Origin of the sequence: Lacimicrobium alkaliphilum (assembly GCF_001466725.1) — a bacterium.
GTDB classification, from domain to species: Bacteria; Pseudomonadota; Gammaproteobacteria; order Enterobacterales; family Alteromonadaceae; genus Lacimicrobium; species Lacimicrobium alkaliphilum_B.
Genome location: NZ_CP013650.1, coordinates 3,739,126 through 3,763,261, shown reverse-complemented (window position 1 = coordinate 3,763,261; position 24,136 = coordinate 3,739,126). Strand labels below are relative to the sequence as shown.

The following is a 24,136-nucleotide window of genomic DNA, read 5'->3' as shown; positions in this document are numbered from 1 at the left end:
GTTCACCTCTCTGTAATAATTATAATACAATATTATAATGATGGTGAGGTGAAACGATGAACAATGATAAGCAACTGGCCAACGCCATTCGGGTGCTGGCCATGGACGCCGTGCAGCAGGCCAAATCCGGCCATCCCGGTGCACCAATGGGCATGGCGGATATCGCCACGGTATTATGGCGTGGGTATCTCAGACACAACCCGGCTAACCCGGACTGGGCCAACCGGGATCGCTTCGTGCTTTCCAACGGTCATGGTTCCATGTTGCTCTACGCATTGCTTCATTTAAGCGGCTACGATCTCTCGATTGAAGATCTCAGGCAGTTCCGTCAATTGCACTCACGCACGCCCGGCCATCCCGAATATGGTTATACTCCCGGCGTGGAAACCACCACCGGGCCTCTTGGTGCTGGTATTGCCAACGCCGTAGGTATGGCCATAGCGGAAAAGACCCTGGCAGCACAGTTTAATCGCCCCGGCTTCTCGCTGGTGGATCATTATACTTACTGTTTTCTCGGCGATGGCTGTCTGATGGAAGGGATTTCCCATGAAGTCTGCTCGCTGGCCGGTACCCATAAGCTGGGCAAGCTGATTGCGTTCTGGGATGACAATGGTATTTCCATTGATGGTGAAGTGCAGGGCTGGTTTACCGATGATACTGCACAGCGTTTCGCGTCATATGGCTGGCAGGTGATCGCCAGTGTAGATGGTCATGATCCGCAAGCCATCGCCGATGCCATTGAGATGGCCCAGGCCGTCACCGATAAGCCCACACTGATTTGCTGCCAGACCACCATTGGATTCGGTTCGCCGAATAAATCCGGCAGCCATGATTGCCATGGTGCACCACTGGGTGAAGATGAAATCAAGGCCACCCGGAAATTTCTTGACTGGCCTTACGGGCCCTTTGAGATCCCGCAGGATGTTTACCAGGGCTGGGATAGTAAAGCTCAGGGTGAGGAACTTGAACAGCAATGGAGAGGATTGCTGAGCGAATATGCCTGCGCCTATCCACAATTGGCGGCTGAATTTCAGCGGCGTATGGCCGGTGAATTGCCTGCTGATTTTGCAGACAAGGCCTGGGCTTTTGTGCAGCAAAGTCAGCAGCAGATGGCCGATATTGCCAGTCGTAAGGCCTCACAACAAAGTATTCAGGCCTATGCCGGATTACTGCCTGAGTTGCTTGGCGGCTCTGCCGATCTGGCCGGCTCAAACCTGACCCTCTGGCAGGGTGCGAAGGGGCTACAGGATCAGGATGATGGCAATTACCTGTATTACGGCGTACGTGAATTCGGTATGTCGGCGATCATGAACGGCATTGCGCTGCACGGCGGATTTATTCCCTTTGGCGCCACTTTCCTGATGTTTATGGAATACGCCCGCAACGCCGTGCGTATGTCGGCGCTGATGGGTATCCGTAATATCTTTGTGTATACCCATGACTCAATTGGTCAGGGTGAAGACGGCCCGACGCATCAGCCCGTCGAGCAGCTGGCCAACCTGCGAATGACCCCGAATCTGTCTGTCTGGCGCCCCTGCGATGGTGCGGAAACGGCGGTGGCCTGGAGCTGTGCCTTACAGCGCCAGAACGGGCCAACGGCACTGGTATTCAGCCGTCAGACCCTTAAAGCGATGTCCAGAAGTGCCGAGCAACTGGCCCAGATCGAAAAAGGCGGCTATATTCTGCGCGCTGCTACCGCTGAACCTCAGTTGGTGTTAATTGCTACCGGTTCGGAAGTGGAGCTGGCCAAACAGGCCGCCGAGCAGTTAACTGAGCAGGGAATTGCAGTGCAACTGGTGTCCATGCCCTGTACCGACAGGTTCGATGCCCAGTCTGAAGAGTACAAGACACAGGTGCTACCACCCCACTGCCCTAAACTCGCCATTGAAGCGGCGCACTGTGACTACTGGTATAAATACGTTGGCAATACTGGCGATATTATCGGTATGCAGACCTTTGGTGAGTCGGCACCCGGCGCAGATCTGTTGCGGCATTTCGGCTTTACCACCGAAGCCGTGGTCACAAGAGCCAGAAAACTGATAGACCAGGCTTAGACAATAAAAAGTGGGGTCAGAGTAAACTTTTCTAATCTGGAGCAGTTCAAAGTTCGCGGGCTCTGGTTGAAAAGTTTACTCTGACCCCACTTTCTTTCTTATTGTCGCAGTAATTGTTCCAGTCTGACCTGATCGGCGGCGAACTGGCGGATCCCTTCTGCCAGCTTTTCCGTGGCCATGGGGTCTTCATTCATTTGCCAGCGAAAATCCGCTTCGTTTAATTGTGCAGGCTGTTCGCCTTTGGCTGTTTCACCCGGCAGCAGGCGGCGGGGCAGTTCACCCTGAGTATTGGCGAGCTCTTCCAGTAAAGCCGGGCTGATGGTCAGGCGATCACAACCGGCCAGACACTGAATTTCACCGATATTACGAAAACTGGCACCCATCACCACAGTGTTGTAGCCGTGCTGTTTGAAATACTCGTAGATACGGGTAACCGACTGCACGCCAGGATCCTGCATTTCACTGAAGTCCTGATCCGGATGACTGGCCTTGTACCAGTCGAGGATCCTGCCCACAAAAGGTGAGATCAGATAGGCTCCGGCTTCGGCACAGGCGCGGGCCTGAGTAAAACTGAACACCAGCGTCAGGTTGCACTTCACCCCTTGTTGTTCCAGTACTCTGGCGGCCTGTATGCCTTCCCAGGTAGCGGCAATTTTAATCAGAATGCGATCGGTGTCCACACCCTGCTGGCGATAAAGGTCAAGCAACTGATGGGCCTTTTCAATGGTGCCCATGGTATCGAAAGACAGATGGGCATTCACTTCCGTCGACACATATCCCGGAACCTGTTGAAGCAGCCTGGCGCCAAGCATCACCGCCAGCTTATCGGCGGCCAGTTCGGTCTTGTTGCCATCACCGGGCTGGGCGTTGGCCCATTCCAGTGCCTCGCTCAGCAGGGGGCGATATTTGTCCTGCTGCACGGCTTTAAGTATCAAGGAAGGGTTAGTGGTGGCGTCTTCAGGCTGATACTGGCGAATGGCTTCGAAATCGCCGGTATCGGCCACCACAGTGGTAAAGGTTTTAAGCTGACTAAGTTGATCTGACATATTGTCCTCTTGGGGTTAAGGGCTGCAAGGGGCCGCGCACTGATATCTGCTGTGTTCCCTTTCGTGAGCAATTAAAAGATAAAGTCCGATATTATTTTTATATTACCTTTGCAATTGGCAAATGTTGATATTATCATACAATTAACAAAGTTGACCATTATCAGTGACAATTGAAAAGGTTTTTTATGTCTGGATATGTACTGGGGCTGGATTACGGCTCTGACTCGGTAAGAGCATTACTGGTGGATACCCACGATGGCAGTGAACTGGCCAGTGCTGTGGTTAATTATCCACGCTGGTCCCAGGGCCTGTATTGTGATCCCGCCCGTGATCAGTTTCGCCAGCACCCACTGGATTATCTGGAGGGTCTGCAGCAGGCGCTGCAGCAGCTATGGCAATCATTACCTGCCGGCAGTGGCGACAAGGTTATCGGCATCAGCATCGATACGACAGGTTCTACCCCAGTGGCGGTTGACAGTCAGGGCCAGGCGCTGGCACTGAAACCGGAATTCGCCGACAACCCTAACGCCATGTTTGTGCTGTGGAAAGATCATACGGCGCTGGCCGAAGCCACAGAAATCACGCAGGCCGCGAATGCTGCCCCGGTTAATTATCTGCAGGACATGGGCGGTATTTATTCTTCTGAATGGTACTGGGCCAAGGCCCTGCATGTATCTCGCCAGGACAGTCAGGTGCATCAGGCCGCCCATATGTGGGTAGAACATTGTGACTGGTTGCCCGCCGTATTAACCGGTACCACCCATCCTTCTGTATTACAAATGGGTCGTTGCGCCGCCGGGCATAAACTGATGTGGAACGAAAAATGGCAGGGCTTCCCGCCCAATGCGTTTTTCGCCGGTATCGACCCGCTGCTCGACGGGCTGGTGGAGCGCCTGAATGCCGATACCCGCTGCAGCGATCAAAAGGTCGGCGGTCTGACCGAAGAGTGGGCCGCAAAGCTTGGTCTCAAAGCCGGTACACCGGTGGGTTTTGGTGCTTTTGACTGCCATATGGGGGCAGTCGCTGCCAATGTGCGCCCCGGCACGCTGACCAAAGTCATGGGCACCTCTACCTGCGATATTACGCTGGCAGAGCCGGCTCAGCTGGAGGGCAAATCCGTGCCCGGTATCTGTGGGCAGGTGAACGGTTCAGTGGTGCCCGGCATGGTGGGTCTGGAAGCCGGTCAGTCGGCCTTTGGCGACCTCTATGCCTGGTTTAAAGACTTACTCAGCTGGCCACTGCAACACATCCAGCCGCACGCCACAGTGGCTGATATCTGGGCGCAGCAGGTCGGGCAGATAGAAGCGCAAATTTTACAGGTGCTGTCAGAGCAGGCTCAGAACTTAGAACCCGGTGCGGGCAATCTCACTGCGCTGGACTGGGTCAATGGCCGGCGCACTCCCGATGCCGATCAATCCGTTGCCATGGCCATCAGTGGTCTGAAGATGGGTAGCAGTGCTGCTCACCTGTTCCGGGCGCTGGTGGAGGCCACGGCCTTTGGCTCCCGGGCCATTACAGAGCGCTTCCGCGAGCAGGGCGTACCGGTAGAAAACATTGTGGTGATCGGCGGGATCTCGAAGAAATCCGATTTTGTGATGCAGGTCTGCGCCGATGTCTGGAACTGCCCGATTGATGTACTCGAAAGTGAACAGAGCTGCGCTCTGGGTGCGGCGATTTTTGCGGCAGTTGTTGGCGGCGCCTATCCGGGTGTTGCCGAGGCGCAGGCAGTAATGGCTTCGCCGGTGCATAAAACCTATCAGCCGAATCCGGCCAATGTGCAGCTTTACGATCAACTTTACGCCCGTTATCAGCGCCTCGGGCAGTTTGTCAGCGGAGGTGAGTGATGAGCTACCGTGAATTAAAACGCGAAGTGTATGAAGCCAACCTGGAGCTGCAAAGCAAGGGGCTGGTGATCTACACCTTTGGCAATGTGTCGCAGATTGATCGCCAAAAAGGCGTGATTGCGATCAAGCCCAGCGGTGTTTCTTACGAGCAGATGCAGGCCGATGACATGGTGATTGTGGATCTCGACGATAACGTAGTGGAAGGGTCTATGCGGCCTTCTTCTGATACCAAAACCCATACCCATTTGTATCGCCACTTTGAGGCCATAGGCGGGGTAACCCATACCCATTCTACCTATGCCACCGCCTGGGCCCAGGCCAAGTTGTCTATTCCCTGCCTGGGTACTACCCATGCGGATTTTGTGCATGGTGAGATCCCCTGCACCGCAGAGATGACACAAGCCCAGATAGAAAGAGATTACGAACAGGAAACCGGGGTGCAGATCACCGACTGTTTTAAGCAGCGCGATCCGATGGCCTCGCCGATGGTGATTGTTGCCGGTCACGCGCCCTTTACTTGGGGTGAGAGTGCCGCCAAGTCTGTATATCACGCTGTTTTGCTCGAAGAGATCGCCCGCATGGCCTATCTCACCCGCACATTGGCGCCCAGTGGCAGCCTGCTGAGTCAGGCCATACTGGACAAACATTATTTAAGAAAGCACGGCAAGAATGCCTATTACGGGCAGAGTAGCTGAGCCGCAACCAAGTTTAGAAGAGGAAGATTATGCAACAGGTTAAGCAAAAAGAAGTCTGGCTGGTCACAGGATCTCAGCATCTGTACGGTCCCAAGGTGCTCGAAACTGTCGCCGGCGACAGTCAGACTATCGTTAAGGGTCTGAACGAAACAGGCAAGCTGCCGGTGAACATGGTGTTCAAGCCGGTGGTAAAAACGCCACAGGAAATCCATGCACTTTGCCAGCAGGCAAACGCCAGCGCGGAGTGTGTCGGGCTGGTCATGTGGATGCATACCTTTTCGCCGGCCAAGATGTGGATCGCCGGTTTAAATGAGCTGCGCAAGCCGTTTTTGCATCTGCATACCCAGTTCAATGCCGAGTTGCCCTGGTCTGAAATCAACATGAACTACATGAATACCCACCAGAGCGCCCATGGAGACCGTGAGTTTGGTTTTATCGGCACCCGTATGCGCAAAGAGCGTAAAGTGGTGGTAGGTCACTGGCAAAAAGAAGAGGTTCAGGCCCAGATTGATGACTGGTGCCGGGCGGCATTGGGCTGGCATGAGAGTCGGTCTCTAAAAGTGGCCCGTTTTGGTGACAATATGCGTCAGGTCGCGGTGACCGAAGGCGACAAAGTCGCGGCACAGATCCAGTTTGGCTATGAAGTGCATGGTTACAGCCTCGCCGAGTTGGTTGATGTGGTGGAGCAGGTCAGTGATGCCGAAATCAACAGCCAGCTAGAACAGTACCGTCAGGACTATGACATTGCCCCGGCATTGCTTGAAGACAGCCATCAGCTTGCCATGCTGAAAAATGAGGCCCGGCTGGAACTGGGCATGAGTAAATTCCTTGATGACGGCGGCTTTAACGCCTACACCAATTGTTTTGAAAATCTGGCTGGTCTCACCGGTCTGCCGGGCCTGGCCACTCAGCGAATGATGGCCCGTGGTTACGGTTATGGCGCCGAAGGCGACTGGAAAACCTCGGCCATGGTCAGGGTAATGAAGGTGATGGGGCAGGGCCGTCAGGGCGGTACCTCCTTTATGGAAGATTACACCTATAACCTCGGTGCCCGTGATCAGGTACTGGGTGCCCATATGCTGGAGGTTTGCCCTTCGATTGCTGCGCAAAAACCCCGTCTGGAAGTGCATCATCACAGCATCGGCGTCAGATGTGATGTGGCCCGCCTGCTGTTTACCGCACAGCCCGGCCCGGCGGTGAATCTGTCACCTATAGATCTGGGCAACAGATTCCGCTTTTTGATCAATGAAGTTGACACCGTGGCGCCGCCTGCGGATTTGCCGCACCTGCCGGTCGCTTCAGCGTTGTGGGAGCCACGGCCGAATCTGTCTGTGGCTGCGGCCGCATGGATCCATGCCGGTGGTGCTCACCATACGGTATACAGCCAGCAGGTGAGCACTGAGATGCTGGAAGACTTCGCCGAGATGGCCGGAGTGGAAACCATCATTATCGATGCCGATACCAATATCCGCGCCCTGAAGAGTGAATTGCGCCAGAATGCCGCGTATTATCATCTGAATCAGGGGCTGTAACAGAGAAGGGATGAACACCACAGAGACACAGAGAACAGCCAGATTAGGTGTCGATGCTTCGTGTCCCTTCGTGTTCTTCGTGGTCGTATCATAAATAGTTGTTTTGTTACCACGAAGGACAGGAAGAGCACGAAGTGGGCAATATCAATATGCTGTGTCTTGCCCTCCGAAATCGCTGTGTCTCTGTAGTTTAATAAATTCAGGCTGGAAGGTTGGCGAGATGGTGTCCCTCGCCGATTCGCCAGCCTTTCTGTTATGGTGAACGCATCATTTCGTCATAAGGAGAACCCATGCTGGATCTAAGCCAATATCAGGGCATTGTGTTTGATATGGACGGCACGCTGATCGACTCCATGGGCGAACATATGCTTGCCTGGGAGCAAACCTGCAAACACTTTGGTTACCCTTTTGACGCTGAGTATATGAACGGCCTTGGCGGAGTACCCACTCAGGCGACGGTGGTATTGCTGAATCAGAAGCATGGCCTTAGCCATGATCCCTTGCAGGTGGCGCAAGCCAAGCGGCGGTTCTGGGAGCAGATGAACAGTGCCCCGGTGACTATTGATGCCACTATCGCCGTACTCGAACACTACCGTACCCGTATGCCCGTTGGCGTGGGTACCGGTGCCGAGCGGCCCCACGCAGAGAAAATGCTGCGGGATACCGGCCTGATGGACAAGATCCAGACCCTGGTCACCGCTTCAGATGTCCGTCAGGGTAAGCCTCATCCCGAGACCTTCTTACAGGTAGCCGATAACCTCGGCGTGCCCGCACAGCACTGTGTGGTATTTGAAGATACCGAAATTGGTCGTCAGGCCGCAGAGGCGGCAGGCATGGACTGTATCATGGTGGAAAACGGCAGAATTCTGCTCTGATACGGTGCTCAAGACTATAGCAGATTCTTTGTCAAAGCTGCCGCTGAGCGATCCGCTAAAATTATCTGCGACAAAACTTGCATATTCACCCTTATTTGTAATATAAAAGTATAAAATTTGTTGCCAACAGGTAAAGTCATGCTCCTATATCTATCAACCTGCTCCGGTGCACGCCGTGGCTTTAATCGTTCCGGTGGCAGTTTCAGCCGGCAGTTTGCTACTCTGGCGGCCTGCGTTACGTTACTCTTCGGCCTCAGTGCCTGTAGTGAAGGCCCTCAATCCCAGTCGGCGTCTCAGCCACAAGCAGAAAAGGAAACCTCTATGTCGTCCCAGCCTTCTTTTTCCAGTCAGGATTATGGCACCTTATCATCCGGTGAAAAGGTCACCCAGGTGACATTGCGAAACAGCAATGGTATCGAAATGGACGTAATCAGCTACGGCGGCATCATTACCCGTCTGCTCACTCCCGATGCACAAGGGCAAATGGGCGATATCGTGCTCGGTCTCGACAGTTTAGAGGAGTATGTGCAGTCTAACCCCTATTTCGGTGCCCTGATTGGCCGTTACGGCAACCGTATCAATAAAGGGCGTTTTGAGCTTGACGGTAGGGTTTATCAACTTGATACCAATGACGGCGAAAACCATCTGCACGGCGGCGTACAGGGCTTTGACAAGCGCAACTGGCAGATGACCCCCTTTAAAACCGACAGCAGCGCCGGTGTTGAACTGGCTCTGGTCAGCGAAGACGGCGATCAGGGCTACCCCGGGCGGCTCGAGGTTAAAGTGGTGTATGAGCTCAGCAACAATGATGAGCTGGATATGCGCTTTGAAGCGACAACCGACAAGCCCACCATCGTGAATATGACCCAGCACAGTTACTTTAACCTGGCCGGCAGCGGCGATATTCTCGGCCATGAGTTAATGATCCCTGCTGACGCCTATACACCTGTCGACGAAGGGTTGATACCCACCGGAGAGATAGCAGACATCAGCAATACCCCTTTCGATTTTCGCGAGCCGACGCCAATGGGCGAGCGCATTAACGAAGACCATGAGCAATTGCAAAGGGGTCAGGGCTACGATCACAACTATGTACTGGACCGCGAAGGCGACGGCAAACTGCGCCTCGCTGCCAGAGTCGAAGAGCCCGTCAGTGGCCGGGTGCTTGAGGTGGCCAGCGAAGAGCCTGGCGTGCAGTTCTATTCCGGTAATTTCCTGGATGGCAGCCTGACCGGTAAAGGCACAACCTATCAGCACCGCAGCGGCTTTTGCCTTGAGCCACAGCATTTCCCGGATTCGCCGAATCAGGCCATGTTTCCTTCAACCCGGCTCAACCCCGGTGAAACATACCGTACCCGGATTATTTATCGCTTTCTGACTCGCAGTGACAGCTGAAATGAAAATCGCCTGCAACCCATGCAAAAGAGAATTGATTATGAGCGCCGTTAAATCCACTTCTTCCCTGGCCGCTGGCCTGTTACTGATACTGAATCTCGGCGGCTGCGCCAGTCAGTCAGTAACAGAGCAGAGTCAGGCGGAACAGCCAGACCAGAGCCAGAAAAAAGGCACCTTCACCAATCCGCTGTTTCCTAACGGGGCCGATCCCTGGCTGGAATACTGGGACGGTAATTATTACCTGACCACCACCACCTGGACCTCGGAACTGGTGATGCGTAAGTCTCCGACCCTGTCGGGGCTGGCCGATGCCACACCGGTCAATGTATGGTCAGATACCGACCCTGAACGTTGCTGTAATTTCTGGGCGTTTGAATTTCATCGCCTCAAAGGCCCCAACGGTTACCGCTGGTATATGATGTACACATCAGGTCAGGACGGCACGCTGGATTATCAGCATCTGAATGTACTGGAAAGTGCCGGCGACGACCCCATGGGGCCCTATGAATATAAGGGTGCGCCGATGCCGGATGTATGGAACATCGATGGCAATTATCTGGAGCTTAATGACCGTTTATACCTGATTTATTCTCAGTGGCAGGGCGATGAACAACTGAATATTATCGCCGAAATGGATACGCCCTGGAGCCTTAAGCCGGGCACGCCCCATACCATACTCACCCGCCCCGAACTGGACTGGGAAATCAGTGGCCGTAAGGTCACCGAAGGGGCTGAGATTTTGCAGCGCAATGGCCGCACTTTTATGACCTACTCGGCCAGCTACTGCAATACCCCGGACTATAAGCTCGGCTTAATGGAGCTGGTAGGGGATGACCCCCTTAACCGCGAACACTGGAAAAAATATCCCGAACCGGTGTTTGAGCGCACCGATACCGTATTCGGCCCCGGCCATAACGGCTTTTTCGGTTCCCCCGATGGCAGTGAAGACTGGCTGGTTTACCATGGTAATGACTCGGTAGAGCATGGCTGTAGTGCTACCCGTTCATTGCGGGCACAGAAATTCAGCTGGAACGATGATGGCACGCCGGAATTCGGCAAGCCGGTTACCCCCGGCGTGGTGGTTGAGCCGCCATCCGGTGAAGATGGCCCGCTGATCACCCGTGTACAGGGGCAGCACTTTCAACTGGTAAACGGCACCAGCGACCTGTGCCTGGCCATTGCCGCCAACCCTGAAGATCACAAGGCGGTGCAGGCGCAGTGCAATGCTAATAACGGCCAGTGGGTGCTGGATCCTACCACTGAGGGCTACTACCGCCTGGCTAATGTGCATGACAGTAAGTTTCTTGAGGTGGCCCGGTGCAGCGAGGCCGATAATGCCCGCATTCGTCAGGCCGCCTGGCGCAATAACGCCTGCCAGGAGTGGGCGCTGGAAACCGGCGAAGACGGTCATACCCGCATTCTGAACCGTGCCAGCGGCAAACCACTGGCGGTAGCCGGTTGCTCTGCCAATGCCAATCAGGCCATTCTGCAGCAAAATGCTGACAGCGCCTGTCAGGACTGGCGCTTACAACCCATGGGTGAAGTGGTGCTGCTAAGCCGCCAGTCCGGTAAGACTCCGGCGGCAGAGGGTGACAGTATTGGTGCCAATATTCAGCAGGCTGCCTGGCAATATCAGGATAATCAGCGCTGGCTATTTACCCATACCGATACCGGCTATTTTCAGGTCAAACCCAAACATGCGGATAACCTCTGCATCGCCAGCGAAAACGATGCCATCGTACCCGGCGCTAACCTGCAACTATCAGATTGCGATGCCAAGACTGCTCAGTGGCGGCTTACGGCGGCCGACGGTGGCGGCATGCTGCTGGAAAACCGCTACAGCAAGCAGGTGATGGATCTGGCCAATTGCGGCCTGGCCGAAGGCACTAACTTTGCCCAGGGCCCCAAACTGGGTAATCAATGCCAGATATTCCATCTGAGACGACCCAATTAAAGGGCAGGCAGGTAAGAAAACGTAAAAGCGCTGTCCAGATGCCGGGGTTATTCTGGCCTGCTAAGGATAAGTTAAGCTGTTGCACATAAAACGGAGTGTTCTTATGACCGGAAAAAACTGGTATTTGCCTGCCTTGATGGCCATGGCCCTGATGGCCTGCAGCCAGCCGCAACAGCGCTCGGAGGAGGGCGGTATCGCCCATGCAAAAAGCCAGTACGCTCAGGACAATCTGTCAGAGGTGAGCGTGGTACACGACCCACAAATGGACGCCTTACTGCAATCCTATATCGACCACAACAAAGCCCCCGGCCTGGCGGCGATGGTGATTAAAGACGGCAGGGTGGTCTATGCCAACGCCCACGGCTGGAAAGATCCGGACAATAATATACCGGCGTCTCTGGATGACTATTACGTGTTGTTCTCGCAGACCAAAGCGGTGGTAACGGTGGCCTTTATGACTCTGGTTGAACAAGGGCTGGTGGCGATTGATGATCCCGTTGCCGACTACTTCCCCGGTATTCCCGACACCCTGGTCACGGGCAAAGATGAGGATGGCAATTATCTGACCGAGAAGGTGAGTACCCCCATGACCTTTGTGCATCTGATGAGCCATACCTCCGGGCTCGGTGCCAGGCTGGCAGGCGAGATGCGCAGTCAGAACCTTGAGGGAGATGCGCGGCCAATTGGCTTTTTCGGCGCACCTGAACCCGATTTTATTCCCCATGGACAGCACACCGGCGGCGGTGATATGCATGCCGCCTATCTGCGCGATGAAATGCAGGCACTGGCAGAGTATCCGCTGGGCTTCGAGCCGGGTGCTGACTGGGATTACCATATCAGCACCAATATGCTCGGTTACCTGATTGAGCGTATCTCCGGCATGCCGCTGCGCCAGTATGTGAAGCAAAGCGTGCTTGAGCCACTGGGCATGAAGGATACTGACTGGTATTTCAGCGCCGATAAACAAAATCGATTTATCAAAGCCTATAGCCTGGTGGACGGGGTATTAGAGCCGCGCCCGGATTATTACAGCCAGGGCGCGGTCAGCGAGCAGCAGACCTACGCAGAAGGGGCCATCGGCCTGAATGGCCCGATCACTGACTATGCCAAATTCTGCCTGATGCTGCTGAACCGCGGCGAATATAACGGCCAGCGCATTCTTAAAGCCGAAACCGTGGAAAGGATGACGCAAATCAACCGGCTGCCAACACCTAACTCAGGCGGCGAAGGCTTTGAATTTGGCCTCGGCTTCCGGCTGTTTAACGACAACAGCAAGCCGGTGGCGGCCATATCCAATTCAGCCTACGCCTGGGGCGGCATGATGGGCACCGAATACCTGATTGACCCACAGCATCAGATGGTCACCCTGTTCTACCTTAATATGTACGACCGCGAAGATCTGTACACGCCCTTTCTTAAACAGGTTTATAAGATGATCGACGGTGCGGAGTAGCGCCATTAAAGAGGACCGAGGATGTCTAAACACCTTATCGGGGACATCGCCGGGTTGCCCAGCGCAGACACGCTGTAAATACGTCCCTGTACGTAGGGCAAGAGCACCACTCTCCATTAGGCCGTCTGGTGCCCTTCTATCTCATCGATCATTTGTTCGATGCTGTATTGAGCATCGTTTTCAAAATCATCCTTTCGCTTCCAATAGAATCTGTCAGAGATAGGCCGGTTTGTCTTCCTATGCTGATAGATTTCATTTTGCACTTCTCGAAGTTTCGCAAGGGTGAGGTGTCGGTTTGTTGCATCCATCCATGTGGACTCCAACACTTCTTTCAATCGCGTTAGGGTCGTAATTGACTTCCTGTTATCTGTGATAAGTTTTAGCGAATAAATAAGGATGGGTATTAATGGGCAAACCGCTGTTAGAAGAAACGTTTGTAGTGATAAATCTTGGATAAGAGCAACTACTAGTACAAAGGTACACCAGCATACCAGTGAGATAAGAGTACGTTCATTAACTGTCTCGCGAATCGCTTTATCCCAATATAGGTTCATTCTCTGACACAACAGCACGCCCTTATTTTTGTCAACGTCAGCGACCTTTGGGTTGTACCAGTTGGTAAGATGTTCTCTTTTGTTACTATTAACTCTGTAAAATTTATTCTTGAGGCTATTTATAATCTCGTCATCTGGCTTGATTCCGGCCAGTGTTGTGTTCCAAGGCATACCAAAAACACTAGTATCAAATTGTTCTTGAATCTTAGCTGCCAATTCTTTTCCAGAATCAATTAATCTGTTGAATAGGAACAAATCTGCTAGCGCTATAAAAACGCAATAAATTGAAACGTATACACTTATATCCCGGTGCGAAATTCCGAGCATTCCAGTAATTATCTGACTCTTCAGCGCTAAGGCGAGCAACGCCAAGAAAATAGGAATCCAAACAGACATCAAAACCTGAATGAAGCCCAAACGCTTAACTTCAGAGTATTTCTGCCTAAATGCCGCGATCATATTGATAGATCTTTCTATATTTTGATTCCGATTAATGTCATTAGTCATGAGCCGTACTCCGGAAAGTCATCACCAAAAACTTGTCGCCACTTATTGATACTTGCTCTGTGATCACCATCGTTTTCTAAAGCTCTCGCCTCTCTTGCAAGTACTGCGTCAGCAGTTGCTTTAATAGAGATCTTGATACGATCTTCGAAAGCAAGTTTGTCGTTCAAGTTTGTCTGAATACCCTTCGGGTCTGGAACGTTTGAGTAAATGTGTGTAGCGATATCGTCAAACACACCAGCCAATTCCATGTCTTGGTATTGAGAACAAGTGCCTTTGTTCTCGAAGTGATTGAGTACCATGCACTCAAGCAGATATGACCCCATCGATGGCATGGTAGGACGACGTTGCCAATATTTGACCAGCCTCAACACATTCAGCATGTTGCCAGAGCAGGTTGTGTTAATTTTTTTTACTCTGTCACGATCTTTTCGTGGGTCAGTTTTTTTCCAGTGACCATTGCCATCTGGAATGATGTAGAAGGTTCTACTCAGCGAGTCTTCAGAGGTGAAAAAGCAAGGCACGATGTCAAAAGCCCAGTCGTATGACTTTAAGTTCAGTACCGCAGCTTCCTGATTACGCTTAATAATGGCTGACTTGTACTGATCAATGCTAGATAACTTTCGGACGAACTCGTTGACTATACGTATTGAATTCAATGTGTTTGACGCGGCATGGCGATAGTTCTTATAGACATCACAGGAATCAGGCACGTTGATAGTGATCCTTCCGAAAGCATCTTCATCATAAGTGCATCCGTAACCCATAAGACAAATCATGATATCAATGTCGTCTAGTGGCCGTATTTTGGTTCGTCGTGCAAACGAACCAAAGTAAATGTGCTTGTCATTATATAGGGGCAAAAAGTCAGTAAAGGCGTTTATTTTGCTGGCCAACCAGTCTCGACTTGAACGTGCATTTTTTGTTCTATCAGGGTTGAGATTGACCGTATCTTTTTGAAAAGAATTGAATGCTGCTAATACCGATGTTGGCACGTTTGTTCCTTACTTCATTCTGTTATCCTTTACTAGACGTTTTCTTCCGTGCTTATCGCCCCAGCAGTTTATCTAGCAAGCCTTAATTGTGATTGTCTACCAACTTGGCCCACGTAGCGGTTAATTGTTTTTGGAGGCATGGGTTCAGGTTTTGAATTTTGCATACATCCGACAGGCCGCTTTCGCTCTCTTCAGATCTTCGCCAGTTCCGACTGGAAGATGCCAATTGCAGGCGGTCAGTGACGTTTCAATAAAAGGCACAAGTTAAAGTGTTTAGCTTTTTTGACCGGTATGCCTACTCCTAAGTATTACTCCGCAACCTAAGAGTAGGTTAAGTATCACTGAGTTAATTTTTACAGCCATTTTTGTCACATGTAATTTTTTGATGTGACTCAACCCAATGACTAGAGTGTTTCTTAGTATCCACACCACACCCAGTATGACCGCCCTTTGAACCAGAATGTACAACACCTGTTGGAGTATGTTTTACTGCCATTTTTAAAACCCTCATTGTGAACATTAAGTGTGTTCAAAAAATAAACACAAGACCAAGGTAACATCTACAAAATAACTGGTCAAATAAACAGTGTGTTTATTTACAGTGTATATGGCAGCTCAACAATGGGGCAAGCAATGGGGCAAGGGGTCACAATGGGGCAAGGGGTCAAGTCTTGCATTGTGCAAAACTTCCGCCAATCTTTACATGCGGCTCAGTCTCGCTCCGGCTATATTCCTGATTTTAATCTCATGGCAGCCACACTTTGGGTTGCTATGCAGCAAACAAGCATGGCTACTTTGCATCAGGCCGGTTTAACTTCACCATCCCCTGCAAAAAGTTACGCAGTAGCTGGTCACCACAGGGCCGGTAACTGCGATGGTCGGGCTTGCGGAACAGTGCCGTCAATTCAGCTTTCCCAATGGGGAAGTCCGCTGCGCGAAGGATATTCAGCATATCCTCCTGCTGATAATTCATGGCAATTTTGATTTTTCGCAATATATCGTTATTGCTCAAGATTTCACCTGCCTTAAGCGGGCGGGGTGTGACTCCATCCTGCCGGCCCCGGTTTTTGATGATTAACCCATCCAGAAAAAGTCCCAGTATTTTATCGCGGCAGGGCGTAAAGCCCGGCTCCTCTTCCCGGCGCATCATGCTCATCAGGTAGTTTTCTTCAAGCTCATAGTCCACCAGTTTAAACACAGCGATGGTGGCCTGATTGTCGAGACTTAAGGCAAAACGCAGGCGGCGTAATATATCGTTCTGAAGCATGGGCAGGTCCTGGTTGAATAAGCGAGGCAGACAGTATACCCAGCGGCGGGGGATAGCGGAAATAAAGCCAGCCTTGCACTACTTATATCATTGCGGCGTCAGGCCTTGCGCAGTGCAGGATTTGGTGCCATTTCCTGAATATGAGGTAATACAGTTTATGGTTGCCGCTGATGGGCAACCCCCGCAGGCAGATTCGGACGCGGGGGCAGAAAATACCGGCGCTAAAATTTTTCTGTGGCTTTTTCCCAGGCGTCGGTCAGCCGCTGATAGGCATCGGAAAAGCCTTCTTTCATCTCTTCCCAGGCCGGGTCTGAGCTGGTTTTCATACTGCCGTACCATTCGGCCAGCCTGAGCCGTTGCTCACGCAGCTTATCAAGGACCTCACGGCGCTCTTTACGGGTAGCGTCATCCAGGTCACTCCACTGCTTCTGCAGCCGGCGCTCAAGCTTATCAATGTGCTTGTCCAGTTTGGCCAGCGTATCAGCGGTTTCTTCTATGGCCTTGTCTTTTTGCTCGGCGGAATAGTCTTTAATCTGCTCGAGTAGCTGGCGGGACTCCTGCTGGATTTTGGCAACACCGGAATCGTTATCTTCTCCGGCCCAGACTTGTGCGGTGGTAGCCAGCATCAAAGCGGCCAGCATACTGATGGATTTATTCATATTCTCTCCTTTTATTCGCTTCCCTGACTGACTGCGTAATATGTCAGCCGTTGGGTTATATATGGGGGAATAGTGCGTGAAAACAAGCCGTACGCAATTTGAAGCCTTAGCCTGTTAATCTGCAGAGGGCCTTTTAAAGGCCAGCTCAAGTCTTAATGTCATTTCAGGGGTATTCGCATTAGATTACTGTGCAGCGACAAGATTGACTGTTTGCTTCGTTGGAGTAGGATCTTACTGAGAGCCAACTTGAATGGGATGAGATAGTGCCTGTCATAAGCCGCTTCTACGGGATACTGATCGCAATGTACTTCAATGATCATAACCCACCACATTTTCATGCCAAATACTCTGGTTATGAAGCGATTTTTGACTTCGAAGGAATATACTTGAGGGCGAGCTTCCTAACCGAGCGGTGAACTTTGTGAAAGAGTGGATCGCCCTGCATAAAGAGGAGCTGGATATCAATTGGAAGAAGGCCCGCTCAGGTCAACCTCTCGACTACATTGCCCCACTGGAGTAAAAACTATGTTACATATCAAATCCGCGAAATACATTGGTGATTTTCGGCTTTGGGTTGCATTTGACGATGGAACCTCTGGCGAAGTGGATCTGGAGGACAAGTTGGTTGGCCCGGTTTTCGAGCCATTGAAGGACAAGGCTGTATTTTCCAGGGTTTCAGTCGATCCTGAACTGGAGACAGTGGTCTGGCCTAATGGGGCAGATCTGGCACCAGAATTCTTAAAAGAACTGCACAACGATCAGATCCAGCCGATGCAAAAGGCGCACGGTTGATTTTTACTCCCGGCTCCATGGCAGCCACGACCCCGTTTCCGTCCAATTTAACTACGCGGGCCGCTTTCGATACTGTGGAGAACACCGTTACGGAACTCCAGGATTCGCAGCAGCCGGCCATCACCTAAGTCATAGAAATACCTGACCACATTGACATAGGCGTCATCAATTTTCACATAGCCGATATTTTCTTCAGAGTCGGGATCACCACAGCTTTTCTTAACCTCAAAAGTGGTGTCGCCCTCTCTCACCACCTTATTGTTGCAGGTGAATCCTTTAGCTGACGCTGTGGCGGAATAAAAGCAAATGCAGAGTATTGCAACTAACGCCAGTATTGCTTTATGTAACACCTTAATATCCTTGTATTTATTCTGTTACCGGTCATCCGGTTTACGATTGTTTGTTTTGCTGTTTGTATAACTTTACGTGAGGAATACAGAAAAGCCCAGCCAGGTGGCGCACAGGCGCGTATTACAATTCAGCCGGTTGAGGATTGGCCGGGCTGTAAGCATATAGCTGTTCGCTCTGATACGGGTGCCGGATCGTTTCACAATCCGGCAGCATAATATCCCAACGCTTACATATTACTGATAAGCAGTATCGCTTCATCAAACAGGCTGCGGTTGTCGATGGCCTGTTGGCGCTTTTGCTCCAGTGTCGGTTGATCAAACCACTGACCGCGCTTAATCACGGCATCAGGTCGGCTAAGTGCACTGAGATCCGTTATCGGATTAGTCAGGGTATACACCATATCCGCCGTAAACCCGGCCTGGATTTGCCCGGACTGGTTTTCCATAGCCAGTGCCCGGGCCGGATTGATGGTGGCGGCGCGTAATACCTCATACACCGGTAATCCAGATGCGTGCAGTAGTGCCAGTTCTTCGTGCAGCGCCAGGCCATGGGGTGAGAGCAACACTCCGGCATCGGAGCCGGCCAGAATGGGTACCCCGGCTTTAAATAATTCTCCGGTGATGGTCATCAGATAGTTAAGGGTGCGCTGATTGTGTTCAGCCAGTTTTGCCGGTGCATCAAGCCAGCGCTGAACCTGATCGCGGCCGTCAAACCATGCTACCAGGGGGGAGATATAATCAGCCGGTAAGCGGGCGATAAAGTCATCCTTTTCGGTGCTGATCTGCGTCAGTTGCCGGTAAATATTCAGTGTTGGGGTAACAGGCACCCGCAACTCAGCCAGTTTGCTGGCAGTATTGGCCAGCTTTTCAGGGCTTTGATTGAAGCCCAAGGGCCCCTGAAAAATATCTTCAACATGCTCCAGTGACTGTAGCCCCCGAAGCACCGACCAGTCAGCATTGTTATCAACAGCAGGATTATCACCGGCAGGGTGAGGCCCGTGTTTGGTGACAGGGATATTCGCCTGAGCGGCAAATTCCCGTATCCAGCTAAAGGCCTCTGCACTGAGGCTGCCGTAAGTTTTAATCACATCAAAGCCATGTCTGGCTGCGGAAGCGACCGCTTCTTGTGCCTGCTCTTTTGTACCCACATAGGTGTGTAAAGAGGCACCCTGATAGCCGGATAAAATCGGACTGCTAACGGTTACTGTGCTGCCCCAGCGCTGCTGTGACGCCAGCTGTTGCTGCCAGCGCAGATGCTCCGGCACCCCGTTCATAATCCGCACGTGGGTAACACCATATGACAGGTTAATGGCAAAGGCAGCCGGATCCCAGGCATGCATATGCATATCCATCAGGCCCGGGGTCAGATAGCCATTGTTACCCTCTATCTGCTTTACTGCCGGTTCGATGGCAGCGTTTTCGGCCTCAATACGGGTGATTTGACTGCCCTGCACCCAAACCCGTTGATTGCTGACAACGCGTCTGGCTGCCACATCAACTACATTAATATGGCGGATCACGTAGGTGTCGGAATCTGAGGCGTTTGCCTGGCTATTGTGGCCCAGCAGCGCCAGTAGCAGAGTTAAAATGAGTAGTACAATTCTGATCGTTTTCATCTGGAATATCCCTGGTTAGTTGTTCCGGATAAGTTTGTCAGGAGCGGTGGGGTAATGCGTGCAGGATCCTGATTCTGACCGTTCAGGATCAGGATTTGAGTGAGGTTTTATACTGGCTTGGGGTTATACCCAGATGTTTTTTAAACGCCGTGTTAAAGCTGGACTTGGCATTGAAGCCCGCTTGCAGGGCCAGGGTCAGCAGGTTCTGTTGCGGATTTGCGGCGATGGCCTGCCTGACTTCCTCTATGCGCAGGCCGTTAATGTAATCATTAAAGTTAAGCCCGGTGCAGATATTCACTGCCCGCGAGATATCCCGGGTCTGCAGGCCACTGAGCTGGCTGAGTTGTGACAGGCTCAGGCGCGGCTGGCGGTACCAGTGCTGGGAGGCTAACTGCTCGCCAAGGGATTGAAAAATAACCTGGTACGCTTCGGTGTCAGCGGATGAGGCGGATTCAGGGGCGAGTTCAACTGGCGGCTCGCTGTGCAGAAACTGCACCTGACTAATGTATTGCACCGCCTGGTAAATCAGAATTGCGAACAACAGCAGGGTTATGGTGGTTCCCGCAGTTTGCCCGAGTAAGTTGGTTTGCATGCTGATATAAGGCTGCAGATTAAGGCGCAGTAAATCCAGCAGGCCGAGCAGGGTAAAGGCACCAATCAGCCAGGCCAGCCAGTTGAGCGACAGATCTTCTGCGTCTGATCGCCGGGCCTGCAATTGCTGATGAAAGCGTAAAATCAGGCGCACCGACAGTAGCGCATATAGCACTCTGGACAAAGTCCCGGCGGCAATCACCCACTGCGTATACTGGGTAAATGGCAGGGCCATCAACATGGGCAGAAAGTGCCCGGCCGACGCCAGTGTAGGGCCGGTACCGGTTAACTGGCGAATGGTCAGGTAAATGGCAGGCCCCACACCAAGCAGGAAAATCGGTGTGACCAGATAATATTGACGAAAGTTACCGACTTCTTCGAACAGGTTAAACAACATGGATACCGTTACCAGCCCGAGCAGTACCTGTAGCATCCGGTATTCACGCTGCCGCCAGATGAGCACCAGGCCAAATAAGGTCAGTGTCAGCAATCCAATCTGCAGGAAATTTACCGGATGTACAGTCATCTATGTGCTCTTTGTCGAAGCCGTTTGTTCAGTGCCATCTCGTCAACGCTTGTCATAACCAGTATTGACGCCTGACTAAACACCGAACTTTTTATCCCTTCACTGTTGCCGAAGGGATTAATAACCAGCCAGGCCGACAGCAAAAAGAGTCTTTTTAGCAGCAAATTTCTGAAGCTGTAAACCTTTTCTGCTTTTTCTGCGACCAATCAGGTTCAAGCTTATTAAAATGACAAGAATAATGGCCAGAGTTTTACTGATTGTGTCGCTGCTACTCACATCTTCCGGCGTCTTTGCTGAACCAATAACCATCCATTCACTGAATGGTAAAAGCATAAGTTTACCGGTACTCACCCGTATCCTGAATGAGCAGGTGAGTGCAGAGGATGTGCCCGCCATTTCTTTTGCTCTTATCAGTGACCGGCAGGTGATTTTTAGTTATGCCACTGGTGTTAGCAATACTGAAACCGGCGAGCCGGTCAATGATCAATCCATATTCGAAGCGGCATCGTTGAGCAAACCCGTGTTTGCTTATTCGGTGCTGCGGTTCGCCGAACAGGGGCTGATTGATCTGGATAAGCCGCTGTATCAATATCTTCCCTTTGCGGAACTCGAAGCACGGGATACCCGATACCACAGTGTAACCGCCAGAATGGTATTGTCACATACCACGGGCTTTCCTAACTGGCGCTGGTTTGACCCGGCTCCAGAGGCATTGAATCTGCAGCGTGGAACCATGTATCAGAAGAAGCCGCCGGGAGAGTTTTCCTATTCGGGGGAGGCCTATCACTATCTGGCAAGGGTAATGATGAGATTAACCCAAACCTCAGAGGTCAGCTTTGAAGAAAAGCTGCTTGAGCATACTCAGCCTATGCAGGCTTTACCATTTTACTGGACATGGGAGCCGAGTCTTGCTGTGCACAAGGTGTCTGGTCATAAAGACGGCAAGCCAACAGGAACAGAATGGCCGATGTCGTATCCGGATGATACGCCGGATAAAATCGGTGTTGCCGGCAGATTGCATACTAATGCACGTGCTTACGCCAGCTTTCTGGCCGGTTTGTTTTCTGGTCACTACCTGTCGCCGCACTCTTTGTTGAGTATGCTGACACCGCAGTCGCAGGTGCCGCCGGATAGCTACGACTATACAGAAAACCACCTTGTAGCCTGGGGACTGGGAGTCGGGCTGGGTGCATCAGCATACGGTGCGCGATTTTTTCACGGTGGCAACAATGGTGACTTTCAGTCCGGATTTAGCGTTTACGGGCAAGGCGACATCGGCATGGTGTTTTTCACCAACGGCAATGCCGGAGAGAGACTACATAAAAAGCTGGAAGAGGTTCTGATTAACGGCACGCTCTGAACAATTGGTTTGGGATAATTATGTTATCCCAAACACCGAGTCGACCATTGCGGTATCAAAGTATTCCTTTACCTCTTTGATTTTGCCTTGTTCGATTCGGATGACCTGGAAGTAAGTATTGTTACAGGTAACGCCGTCTAGTGTCTCTGCTGTACCGGTGGTTTGTGCAACCATCCGGTGGCCCTCCGCGGTCAGCTGTTCTATTTTTGAGGCAATCCCGGCTTTCAGTTGACTGAATCACGGCCCTAAAAGTTGTTCCGAGAGATTTTGCTTACCAAAAAAAGGAGCCGCAGCTCCCTTTTTATCAGACTCTTATTACAGCCCGGCGCTATTTAAGCTCTGCTACTACTACAGACTTAGCCGGTAAACTCAGGTTACTGAGTTTGGCGCTAAAGGCTTTGGGTTTGACCACCTCAGGCTGTGTAAAGCTGTTGTGGGCGTCCATTTTTTCAGCTGTGAGGATCTGGCCCACAGCCTGAGTGGCGCTGGCTCCGCTGAGGTTCAGCTCAATGGAAGCGGATTCTTTGGGGTCCAGATTGACCAGCGCCAGATACAGTTTGCCATCCTTACCTTTGGCCACCGAGGCGGTCACTGCGGGTACCGATTTGTCGCCCTCGCCGTAGTTGTCGGTCTGGATCTCAAATTCAATCGCCGTGGCATCCTGAAACACCTTATACATGCCGTACACATGGTAAGTGGGCGTGAGTACCATCTTCTCTTTGTCGGTGAGGATCATGGCCTGCAGCACGTTGACCATCTGGGCAATATTGGTCATATGCACCCGCTTTGCATGCTCGTGGAAGATATTAAAGTTGACCGCAGTGACGACCGCATCACGCAGGCTGTTCTGCTGGTACAAAAAGCCGGGCTCGCGGCCAGGTTCGGCGTCGTACCAGGTACCCCATTCATCCACATACAGGCCCAGCTCGCCGTCAGGGTCGTTTTCATCCAATACTGCGACATTGGCGCGGATGTACTCATCCATCCTGTAGGTGCGCTCCATGGTGGCCAGCCACATGCTTTCATCAAAGCCCAGAGCCGCGCCTTTTTTCTGCCAGTCGCTGGTGGGCAGGGTGTAGAAATGGTAGCTGATGCCGTCCATATCCCGGTCAATATTGGCGCTGAGTACATCGGTCCATTCGGTGTCATCGGTGTGACCACCGCTGCCCACCAGTTTAGGGCGTTTGCCGGGCGGGGTTTTAAGGAAGGTGGCATATTGGCGGTACAAGTCCACATAGTACTGCGGGCGCATATGGCCGCCACACCCCCAGGATTCGTTACCGATGCCGAAATAAGCGATGTCGAAAGGTTCGTCACGACCGTTTTCACGCCGCTCATTGGCCAGGGTGGAGTTTTTATCGGAGGTCATGTACTCCATCCACTCTGCCATCTCGCGCACGCTGCCACTGCCCAAATTGCCGTTCACATAAGCATCAGCACCGAGTAACTCAACAAACTCGAAGAACTCATGGGTACCGAAGGCATTAGTTTCTTCCACGCCGCCCCAGTGGGTATTCACTTTAACGGGCCGCTCGTCGCGCGGGCCGATGCCATCACGCCAGTGATACTCATCGGCAAAACAGCCGCCGGGCCAGCGTACCAGAGGTACCTGAATATCACGCAGGGCATTCAGAACGTCGTTGCGAAAGCCATTGGTATTGGCAATCTCAGAATCTTTTCCTACCCATACACCTTCATAAATACCGCGGCCCAGATGTTCGGCAAACTGACCATAGATATCTTTGTTGATCACTGCGCCAGTCTGGCCGGCATGGATGTCTATCTGCACTTCATGGGGCGCAGCATTGATCGCCGTGGCACCGAGCATGCCAATGATCAAAAGGGGAAACCTGAAACGTTGCATAGTGCTCTCCTGTGTCGAATTACTTTGTCAGGCCATTTTCAGCCACAAGGCTTGGCGCCCGTGACATCTGTAAACCCTGGCCAACAATCTGATAACTAGGTTCAGTAAACCAGTGATAGTGCCTGTAAGTGCTACAGGATGGGTAGCGACTTACCAAAAATCACAACGCCACCACCGGTTTCCTTAAAAAAATGCCGGCCATGAGGCCGG

At 52.0% G+C, this 24,136-nt stretch carries 19 protein-coding genes and 1 pseudogene; 11 read left to right on the top strand and 9 right to left on the bottom strand.

The window, feature by feature from the left end:
• Window positions 1–56: 56 nt before the first annotated feature.
• Window positions 57–2,054, top strand: coding sequence for a transketolase (gene tkt, locus AT746_RS16930; RefSeq protein WP_062482812.1), 1,998 nt, complete (start codon window positions 57–59; stop codon window positions 2,052–2,054).
• 98 nt (window positions 2,055–2,152) lie between these two features.
• Here tkt and tal read toward each other — a convergent pair whose 3' ends face one another.
• The gene (gene tal, locus AT746_RS16925) at window positions 2,153–3,100 is read right to left on the bottom strand and encodes a transaldolase (protein WP_062482808.1); all 948 of its coding nucleotides are present in this window, start codon (window positions 3,098–3,100) and stop codon (window positions 2,153–2,155) included.
• Window positions 3,101–3,285: 185 nt separating this feature from the next.
• Between tal and AT746_RS16920 the strand changes: the two genes are divergently transcribed.
• The 7 genes from AT746_RS16920 (at window position 3,286) to AT746_RS16890 (ending at window position 12,848) form a co-directional block, all read left to right on the top strand.
• The gene (locus AT746_RS16920; RefSeq protein WP_062482805.1) at window positions 3,286–4,944 is read left to right on the top strand and encodes a ribulokinase; all 1,659 of its coding nucleotides are present in this window, start codon (window positions 3,286–3,288) and stop codon (window positions 4,942–4,944) included.
• A complete protein-coding gene (locus tag AT746_RS16915; RefSeq protein ID WP_062482803.1) occupies window positions 4,944–5,639 on the top strand; it encodes an L-ribulose-5-phosphate 4-epimerase in 696 nt (231 codons plus the stop codon). The genes AT746_RS16920 and AT746_RS16915 overlap by 1 nt, the downstream gene beginning before the upstream one ends.
• 29 nt (window positions 5,640–5,668) lie before the next feature.
• A complete protein-coding gene (araA, locus tag AT746_RS16910) occupies window positions 5,669–7,171 on the top strand; it encodes an L-arabinose isomerase (RefSeq protein ID WP_062482800.1) in 1,503 nt (500 codons plus the stop codon).
• A gap of 290 nt (window positions 7,172–7,461) precedes the next feature.
• Window positions 7,462–8,046 carry a beta-phosphoglucomutase family hydrolase gene (locus AT746_RS16905; protein ID WP_062482796.1) on the top strand — a complete coding sequence of 195 codons (585 nt, stop codon included), beginning with the start codon at window positions 7,462–7,464 and terminating at the stop codon, window positions 8,044–8,046.
• 138 nt (window positions 8,047–8,184) lie between these two features.
• Entirely contained in the window at window positions 8,185–9,441 is a 1,257-nt protein-coding gene (locus AT746_RS16900; RefSeq protein WP_231730962.1) for an aldose epimerase family protein, read from the top strand.
• A 40-nt stretch (window positions 9,442–9,481) separates the two neighbouring features.
• On the top strand, window positions 9,482–11,395 hold the full coding sequence (locus tag AT746_RS16895; protein ID WP_062484344.1) for an RICIN domain-containing protein: 1,914 nt from the start codon (window positions 9,482–9,484) through the stop codon (window positions 11,393–11,395).
• A gap of 103 nt (window positions 11,396–11,498) precedes the next feature.
• Entirely contained in the window at window positions 11,499–12,848 is a 1,350-nt protein-coding gene (locus tag AT746_RS16890; RefSeq protein WP_062482793.1) for a serine hydrolase domain-containing protein, read from the top strand.
• 116 nt (window positions 12,849–12,964) lie between these two features.
• Here the strand turns inward: AT746_RS16890 and AT746_RS16885 are convergent, their stop codons facing one another.
• The 4 genes from AT746_RS16885 to AT746_RS16870 all read right to left on the bottom strand — a co-directional run bounded on the left by AT746_RS16885 (window position 12,965) and on the right by AT746_RS16870 (window position 16,827).
• Entirely contained in the window at window positions 12,965–13,909 is a 945-nt protein-coding gene (locus AT746_RS16885; RefSeq protein ID WP_062482790.1) for an S-4TM family putative pore-forming effector, read from the bottom strand.
• Window positions 13,906–14,901 (bottom strand): hypothetical protein, encoded by a 996-nt coding sequence (locus AT746_RS16880; protein WP_062482787.1) that lies wholly within the window; start codon window positions 14,899–14,901, stop codon window positions 13,906–13,908. Before AT746_RS16880 ends, AT746_RS16885 begins: the two co-directional genes overlap by 4 nt.
• 790 nt (window positions 14,902–15,691) lie before the next feature.
• A complete protein-coding gene (locus AT746_RS16875; protein ID WP_062482785.1) occupies window positions 15,692–16,168 on the bottom strand; it encodes a DUF1456 family protein in 477 nt (158 codons plus the stop codon).
• 221 nt (window positions 16,169–16,389) lie between these two features.
• Entirely contained in the window at window positions 16,390–16,827 is a 438-nt protein-coding gene (locus AT746_RS16870) for a hypothetical protein (RefSeq protein WP_062482782.1), read from the bottom strand.
• A 302-nt stretch (window positions 16,828–17,129) separates the two neighbouring features.
• Between AT746_RS16870 and AT746_RS20110 the strand changes: the two are divergent.
• Window positions 17,130–17,239 (top strand): annotated as a pseudogene (locus tag AT746_RS20110) (DUF4160 domain-containing protein); the annotation flags it as partial.
• 113 nt (window positions 17,240–17,352) lie between these two features.
• Window positions 17,353–17,619, top strand: a complete 267-nt coding sequence (locus AT746_RS16860) for a DUF2442 domain-containing protein (RefSeq protein ID WP_062482778.1) — start codon at window positions 17,353–17,355, stop codon at window positions 17,617–17,619.
• Window positions 17,620–17,666: 47 nt separating this feature from the next.
• On the opposite strand, the gene AT746_RS16855 is transcribed toward AT746_RS16860, so the two are convergent.
• The 3 genes from AT746_RS16855 to AT746_RS16845 form a co-directional block, all read right to left on the bottom strand.
• The gene (locus AT746_RS16855; protein WP_062482774.1) at window positions 17,667–17,969 is read right to left on the bottom strand and encodes a DUF2845 domain-containing protein; all 303 of its coding nucleotides are present in this window, start codon (window positions 17,967–17,969) and stop codon (window positions 17,667–17,669) included.
• A 227-nt stretch (window positions 17,970–18,196) separates the two neighbouring features.
• On the bottom strand, window positions 18,197–19,585 hold the full coding sequence (locus AT746_RS16850; RefSeq protein ID WP_062482771.1) for an amidohydrolase family protein: 1,389 nt from the start codon (window positions 19,583–19,585) through the stop codon (window positions 18,197–18,199).
• A gap of 88 nt (window positions 19,586–19,673) precedes the next feature.
• On the bottom strand, window positions 19,674–20,702 hold the full coding sequence (locus AT746_RS16845) for an AraC family transcriptional regulator (RefSeq protein ID WP_062482768.1): 1,029 nt from the start codon (window positions 20,700–20,702) through the stop codon (window positions 19,674–19,676).
• Window positions 20,703–20,928: 226 nt separating this feature from the next.
• Between AT746_RS16845 and AT746_RS16835 the strand changes: the two genes are divergently transcribed.
• Window positions 20,929–22,062 carry a serine hydrolase domain-containing protein gene (locus tag AT746_RS16835; RefSeq protein WP_082633318.1) on the top strand — a complete coding sequence of 378 codons (1,134 nt, stop codon included), beginning with the start codon at window positions 20,929–20,931 and terminating at the stop codon, window positions 22,060–22,062.
• A gap of 328 nt (window positions 22,063–22,390) precedes the next feature.
• Here the strand turns inward: AT746_RS16835 and AT746_RS16830 are convergent, their stop codons facing one another.
• Complete coding sequence (locus AT746_RS16830; protein ID WP_062482758.1) at window positions 22,391–23,926, bottom strand: alpha-N-arabinofuranosidase; 1,536 nt, start codon at window positions 23,924–23,926, stop codon at window positions 22,391–22,393.
• Between the last annotated feature and the right edge of the window lie 210 nt (window positions 23,927–24,136).